The following is a 6041-nucleotide window of genomic DNA, read 5'->3' as shown; positions in this document are numbered from 1 at the left end:
GCCGCCCATAAATGTGCCGCCGATACCGATAATGTGGATGTGTTTCATGATAAGACCGTCTTGGGAATGAATTAATTTTAAAGCCGTCATTATAACGGAGTTTGGATAAAGGGGTCGTCTGAAAAGTAAAGCGGCAATAAGAATAGGGGAGAGATAGGGAGGATTGAATCTTAATAGGGAATTTTTAGGTTATAGTTGCTACTGAAATATTTATACTTTGGGCGCTGTGTTGCCGATTGAAAAAGGTATGAAATGGCTGTGCGATATGACTGTAGTTCTGTCTTTGCTCATGCTGGTGTTTGTTTTCTTGGTTGACCCGACTCACTACTTCCTCAGCAACTTGGTTGTCTCTATCGGTAATATCCTTACTCAAACCGTTCACCATTCTTTCGAGCTGTACTTGTTCCACAACCGCGATTGGTCTAATGGCTTACTGGGTATGGTGGATTACTTGGGCACCATTTGTGGGCGTGTTCTTAGCGAAAATTTCCAAAGGCCGTACTTTGCGCGAATTCGTGCTGGCATCCATTATGGTACCAGTCGGCTTCCTCGTGATTTGGTTCTCCGTATTCTCCGGCTTCAGCCTGCTTGATACTGTTGAAGGTACTGGACGCTTGGCAGAAATTGTCAATAAAGGCGACTACGAAGGTACATTCTATTACCTGCTCAATATGCTGCCTCTGTCTTTCGCAACCAAACCGTTGACCGTTATCCTGTTCTTAGGTTTCGTGGTTCTGGTTTGTTTGTGAAAGTTGTCGGGTGTGACGTTCAAAATACACTGTTGCCATGGCAATCGCAGCGGTCATCAATGCCGTTGTGGTTAAGATAACAAGGGGCTGCGGCGGTAAAACGGCGGCCAGCCCTGCGCCGATAACGAATAAGGTCGTCTGAAAAATCCAAAGCCGTTGCGGTCGGCGGTGTTCGGGCTTGTTGTACGGCGTGTTGGCGGCAACCCCGAGATAAAACACGCCCAAACCGAGCCACAGCATTCGGACGGACTCAGCGGTAGCGGTGCTGTTTTGGTGCAGCCAAGCCAGTGCCACCGTTACCAAAGCGATGCCGATCAGTACGGCATAATGGCTGTACGAGGGCAATGCGCCCGAGTTTTGCGCTTTGTGTTCGTCGATAAAATAGGAAAACTGCATCACATAAACCGTAAACATCGCAAACAGAATCACAATCACGAGCAGTGCGCCGATTTCAAACTTCGCCACGTGGAAATAAGGGGCGATGTCGATCACGGTTTCGCCGAAAAAAATAATCACCAGCCCGTTTAGGCGTTCGAGTAGATGCGGAAAATTCACCGCAGGTTGCTTGTGGCTGACAAAGGTGGGCAAAATCCAACCCAAACCGAAACCGCCCAGCGCAACCCACTGTCCGATATGGGCGGGAAACAACAGCGAACCGAGCACCGTCGCCGCCGTCAATCCGCGCAATCCCGCCACCAGCTTGATTCTGCGGCGTTGTTCGGGGGAAGCGTGGCGGGCAAGCTGCAACAGATATTGCAGGCAGACACTGCCGACCAGTAGCCCCAGCGCAAGATTAAACGGCACAAAATTCGCCAGCCAGTCGCTGCCCACCGCATTGGACAAAAACAGCAGCAAAAACATATCGGCAAACAAAAACAGCCGATCCCGCCAAGAGTTGTCGCCGAAGCGGTTGATGTAAATGCTCTGGTATGACCAAACGGTAAACAGAATCACCAGCGAAATCAAAAATGTGACGTAATCGGCTTCGTCGGCGTGGTGCACCAGCTCGGTGGTGCGGGACAAAGCATATACAAACACCAAATCATAAAACAGCTCGGGCAGCCCGACTTTTTTCTCTCCAACAGGCATAAGCTCTCCGGTTGTGATGAATAACTTATTGAAGAATAACAGTTTTTACCGACAAGTACCATTGACTGGGCGGCTTAAAAATAGCTCTCGTCAATGTCCATTTTGCCCAGTTTTTGGTTAATGGCGTGCAATTCGTCCGCAGTCAGGCGGATTCGCAGTGCGCCGAGGTTTTCCGCCAAGCGGTGTTTTTTGGTGGTGCCCGGAATCGGTACGATAAAGGGCATTTGCGCCAGTTCCCACGCCAACACGATGTGCGCGGCGGTGGCGGATTTGGCGGCGGCGAGCTCGTGCAGCAAGTCCAACACAGGCTGGTTTTTCGTCATCACATCCGCCGAAAAACGCTTCATCGTGCGGCGGAAATCGCCTTCGGCGTATTGGGTCTGCGCGTTAAAACGGCCGCTTAAAAAGCCGTTCCCCAGCGGGCTGTATGCCACAAAGCCGATATGGTTGGCTTCGCAAAAAGCAAACAATGCTTTTTCGGGGGTGCGGAACACCATGGAATATTGGTTCTCCGTGGCGGTAATGGGCGTAACGGCGTGGGCGGCGGCCATATACTCAATCGGCGTGTTGGACACGCCCCAATGATGGATTTTGCCTGCCTTAATCAATTCGCCCATTACTTCCGCTACCGCCTCGGCGGGTACATTCGGGTCAATGCGATGCTGGTAATACAGGTCGATGTAGTCGGTTTGCAGATTGCGTAAGGATTCGTCCACTTGCTTGCGGATGGATTCGGGGCGGCTGTCCAGCACATTCTCCACACTGCTGGCGGAATGAGTTTGCCCCACAATGCCGATCCAACCGTAGGCGACAACAGTACGGTAGTAAATTTTGCTTTTGCACCGACTTCAGTAGGCGGCTTGGGCATCAACTACACAATCACGCCGGAAGGCTGGTTGTATACGGTAAGCCATACTCAAGCGCAATAAGAGAAAGTCAACATATTCGTCAATGCTCTGAAAGTAGGCGGAAAAATCTGCTCGAATTTCTTAATGCTTGATAATGTGAGATTTTTGGTAGATTGAACCTAAGTCAATCATAGAAAACGGATACATAAAATGCTGCTTGTTTGATAAGCGGCATTTTTATTATCTATGGTTTCTATGTTTATTCAGGCAGATAGTGATGGTTTGAGATCTCAGAAAAGTTGTGGCTGTAATTGTGAAAGTAATGCCGTCTGAAAAATAAGTTCTGAGCAAACCACGCTACTACTTATTTTCAGACGGCATTTGTCTTCTGTATTTTAGGATTTCTATTAAAGCGCTGCTTCCGAGCGTTCTCCGGTACGAATACGGATAGCCTCTTCAACCGGATAAATGAAGATTTTACCGTCGCCGATTTTGCCGGAATGTGCGGTTTCCACAATGGCATCCACAGCCTGATCGACTTTGTCGTCAGCCAATACCAATTCGATTTTTACTTTAGGCAGAAAATCGACTGCGTATTCTGCGCCGCGATAAATTTCCGTATGGCCTTTTTGGCGGCCGAAGCCTTTAACTTCGCTGACAGTCATGCCGGTAATGCCGATTTCAGTCAGGATTTCGCGTACATCGTCGAGTTTGAAAGGTTTGATAATAGCTTCGATTTTTTTCATATTGAGTCTCCTTGTTTGCGAAAAGGCCGTCTGAAACATTCAGACGGCCTTTGTTCCATCAAGTTCGTTCAAATTTTATTTGAGTGAACTTATTTCTTTTTCTGAGCAGGCAGGTCGGTACATACGCCCAATGCCACTTCCGCAGCCATACCGATGGATTCGCCTAGGGTTGGGTGTGGGTGGATGGTTTTACCGATATCGGCTGCATCACAGCCCATTTCGATGGCTAAGCAGACTTCACCGATCATATCGCCGCCGTTAGGGCCAACGATACCGCCACCGATAATGCGGCCGGTTTCAGCATCAAAAATCAGCTTAGTGAAACCATTGTCGCAACCGTTGGCAATCGCACGGCCGGAAGCAGCCCATGGGAAGTTGGCTTTGGTAATTTTACGGCCGGAAGCTTTGGCAGACAACTCGGTTTCGCCAACCCATGCCACTTCAGGAGAAGTGTAGGCAACGCCCGGAATAACGCGTGCGTCGAAGTAGGCTTTGTGTCCGGCACAGTTTTCAGCGGCAACGTGGCCTTCGTGAACGGCTTTGTGTGCCAACATCGGTTGACCGACGATATCGCCGATAGCGTAGATATGTGGCACGTTGGTGCGCATTTGTTTGTCCACTTCGATGAAGCCGCGATCAGTTACAGCAACACCGGCTTTCTCAGCGCTGATGAGTTTGCCGTTAGGCGCACGACCGGCAGCTACCAGTACGGCATCGTAACGTTGTGGTTCTTTAGGCGCATTTGCACCTTCGAAGGTAACGTAAACGCCGTCTTCTTTAGGCTCAACAGCAACAGTTTTGGTGTTGATCATGATGTTGTCAAAACGGTATTCGTTTTGTTTTTGCCATACTTTAACCAAGTCGCGGTCTGCGCCTTGCATCAGGCCATCCATCATTTCAACAACATCCAGGCGAGAACCCAGAGTGCTGTAAACCGTACCCATTTCGAGACCAATAATACCGCCACCGATGATCAACAGTTTGCCCGGTACTTCTTTCAGAGCCAAAGCGCCGCTGGAATCGATGATGCGCGGATCTTCAGGGATGAAAGGCAGTTTGGTTACGCGGCTGCCTGCTGCAATGATACAGTTTTTGAAGGCAACGATTTTTTTCTCACCAGTAGGTGTAGCTTGTTCATACACTTCGCTGGTCGTTAGAGAAACCTCCAAGTGGTGCGGATCCAAGAATTGGCCGTCACCTTGGATAATGTCTACTTTGCGGCCTTTCGCCATGCCTGCCAAACCGGTAGTCAGACGGGAAACTACGCCGTCTTTGTAGCCGCGCAATATATCGATATCGAGTTCAGGCTCAGGGTATTTGATACCGTTGGCAGCCAAGTGACGTACTTCATCGATAACGGCAGCATTGTGCAACAGGGCTTTGGAAGGGATACAGCCGACGTTCAAGCAAACGCCGCCCAAAGTTTTGTAACGTTCAACGATGGCAACTTTCAAGCCTTCGTCAGCAGCGGCAAATGCAGCAGAATAACCGCCAGGGCCGCCACCCAATACAACTACGTCGTATTCGGCATCGGCAGAACCGCCGAATTGAGCAGCTTGAGGAGCAGGAGCGGCTGCTTTAGGTGCTTCTTGTGCAGGCGCGGCAGGCGCTTCGGCTTTAGGAGCAGCGGATGCACCTTCTGCCTCTACGACAACAATTAAGCCACCTTCGGAGATTTTGTCGCCGACTTTAACTTTAACTTCTTTGACTACGCCTGCAACTTCGGCAGGTACGTCCATAGTCGCTTTATCGGTTTCCAAAGTAATCAGTGTATCGTCCACAGCAATGGTATCGCCCACATTTACTTCAACCGCAATAATATCTACATTTTCGTGACCGCCAATGTCGGGCACTTTCAATTCAATTAAGCTCATGTCTAATCTTTCTGAATGATGTTCGGGCTTCTTTTTTTCAGACGGCCTTTTTATTTGGGCCGTCTGAAAATGCTCGGATTACAGAGTAATGCGGCGGAAGTCTTTCAACAGGTTAGCCAGGAATACGGTGAAGCGCATACCGGCGGCACCGTCGATGACACGGTGGTCGAAGGACAGGCTCAACGGGCACATCAGGCGAGGAGCAAATTCTTTGCCGTTCCAAACCGGTTTGATTTGGGATTTGCACACTCCCAAGATAGCAACTTCAGGAGCATTCACGATTGGCGTGAAGCCTGTACCGCCGATGCCGCCCAAGCTGGAAATGGTAAAGCATGCGCCTTGCATTTCTTGTGGCTTGAGCTTGCCTTCGCGGGCTTTTTTAGACAATTCGGTCAGTTCTTGGCTGATTTGTTTCAAGCCTTTTTGATCCACGTCTTTGATTACTGGAACAACCAAGCCGTTCGGCGTGTCTGCTGCGAAACCGATGTTGAAGTAGTTTTTCAGCGCCAAGTTGTCGCCATCCAGAGAGGCGTTGAATTCAGGGAAGGCTTTCAGCGCAGCAACAGAGGCTTTAATGATGAACGCCAATGGGGACAATTTCACGCCTTCGCGTTCCCATTCTTTGTTCAGCTGTTTGCGGAATTCTTCCAATTCGGTCATGTCCGCTTCTTCGTGTACGGTAACGTGAGGAATCACAACCCAGTTGCGAGACAGGTTTTGACCGGAGATTTTCTT

7 protein-coding genes and 1 pseudogene are annotated in these 6041 nt (G+C 49.6%); 3 read left to right on the top strand and 5 right to left on the bottom strand.

The window, feature by feature from the left end:
- Positions 1-247: 247 nt before the first annotated feature.
- Both ACTHUT_RS12680 and ACTHUT_RS12675 read left to right on the top strand, forming a co-directional pair.
- Positions 248-367, top strand: a pseudogene (locus ACTHUT_RS12680) (hypothetical protein); the annotation flags it as partial.
- Positions 368-425: 58 nt separating this feature from the next.
- A complete protein-coding gene (locus ACTHUT_RS12675; protein ID WP_049352299.1) occupies positions 426-749 on the top strand; it encodes a BCCT family transporter in 324 nt (107 codons plus the stop codon).
- Here ACTHUT_RS12675 and ACTHUT_RS12670 read toward each other — a convergent pair.
- The gene (locus ACTHUT_RS12670; RefSeq protein ID WP_250600610.1) at positions 720-1838 is read right to left on the bottom strand and encodes a low temperature requirement protein A; all 1119 of its coding nucleotides are present in this window, start codon (positions 1836-1838) and stop codon (positions 720-722) included. The genes ACTHUT_RS12675 and ACTHUT_RS12670 overlap by 30 nt on opposite strands.
- 74 nt (positions 1839-1912) lie before the next feature.
- The gene (locus ACTHUT_RS12665) at positions 1913-2626 is read right to left on the bottom strand and encodes an aldo/keto reductase (protein WP_250600608.1); all 714 of its coding nucleotides are present in this window, start codon (positions 2624-2626) and stop codon (positions 1913-1915) included.
- Here ACTHUT_RS12665 and ACTHUT_RS12660 point away from each other — a divergent pair.
- Positions 2612-2767 (top strand): hypothetical protein, encoded by a 156-nt coding sequence (locus tag ACTHUT_RS12660; RefSeq protein ID WP_250600606.1) that lies wholly within the window; start codon positions 2612-2614, stop codon positions 2765-2767. The two genes, ACTHUT_RS12665 and ACTHUT_RS12660, sit on opposite strands and share 15 nt — an antisense overlap.
- A 326-nt stretch (positions 2768-3093) precedes the next feature.
- Here the strand turns inward: ACTHUT_RS12660 and ACTHUT_RS12655 are convergent, their stop codons facing one another.
- From ACTHUT_RS12655 to ACTHUT_RS12645, 3 genes are all read right to left on the bottom strand, one after another.
- Positions 3094-3432 carry a P-II family nitrogen regulator gene (locus ACTHUT_RS12655; RefSeq protein ID WP_254346340.1) on the bottom strand — a complete coding sequence of 113 codons (339 nt, stop codon included), beginning with the start codon at positions 3430-3432 and terminating at the stop codon, positions 3094-3096.
- Between the two features lie 89 nt (positions 3433-3521).
- Entirely contained in the window at positions 3522-5306 is a 1785-nt protein-coding gene (lpdA, locus tag ACTHUT_RS12650) for a dihydrolipoyl dehydrogenase (protein ID WP_250600604.1), read from the bottom strand.
- 78 nt (positions 5307-5384) lie between these two features.
- On the bottom strand, positions 5385-6041 hold a 657-nt coding region (locus ACTHUT_RS12645), incomplete at its 5' end, for a 2-oxo acid dehydrogenase subunit E2 (RefSeq protein WP_440418860.1).

The sequence above is a fragment of the Neisseria sp. P0022.S010 genome (assembly GCF_051956635.1).
The sequence above is the reverse complement of the archived record's forward strand: the minus strand, read 5'-3'. Positions and strand labels throughout refer to the sequence as shown.

Excerpts from the sequence above, each read along its gene's own strand:
- ACTHUT_RS12675 (WP_049352299.1), top strand. The coding sequence starts at position 426 with ATGGCTTACTGGGTATGGTGGATTACTTGGGCACCATTTGTGGGCGTG.
- ACTHUT_RS12670 (WP_250600610.1), bottom strand. The coding sequence starts at position 1,838 with ATGCCTGTTGGAGAGAAAAAAGTCGGGCTGCCCGAGCTGTTTTATGAT.
- ACTHUT_RS12660 (WP_250600606.1), top strand. The coding sequence starts at position 2,612 with ATGAGTTTGCCCCACAATGCCGATCCAACCGTAGGCGACAACAGTACG.
- ACTHUT_RS12655 (WP_254346340.1), bottom strand. The coding sequence starts at position 3,432 with ATGAAAAAAATCGAAGCTATTATCAAACCTTTCAAACTCGACGATGTA.
- lpdA (WP_250600604.1), bottom strand. The coding sequence starts at position 5,306 with ATGAGCTTAATTGAATTGAAAGTGCCCGACATTGGCGGTCACGAAAAT.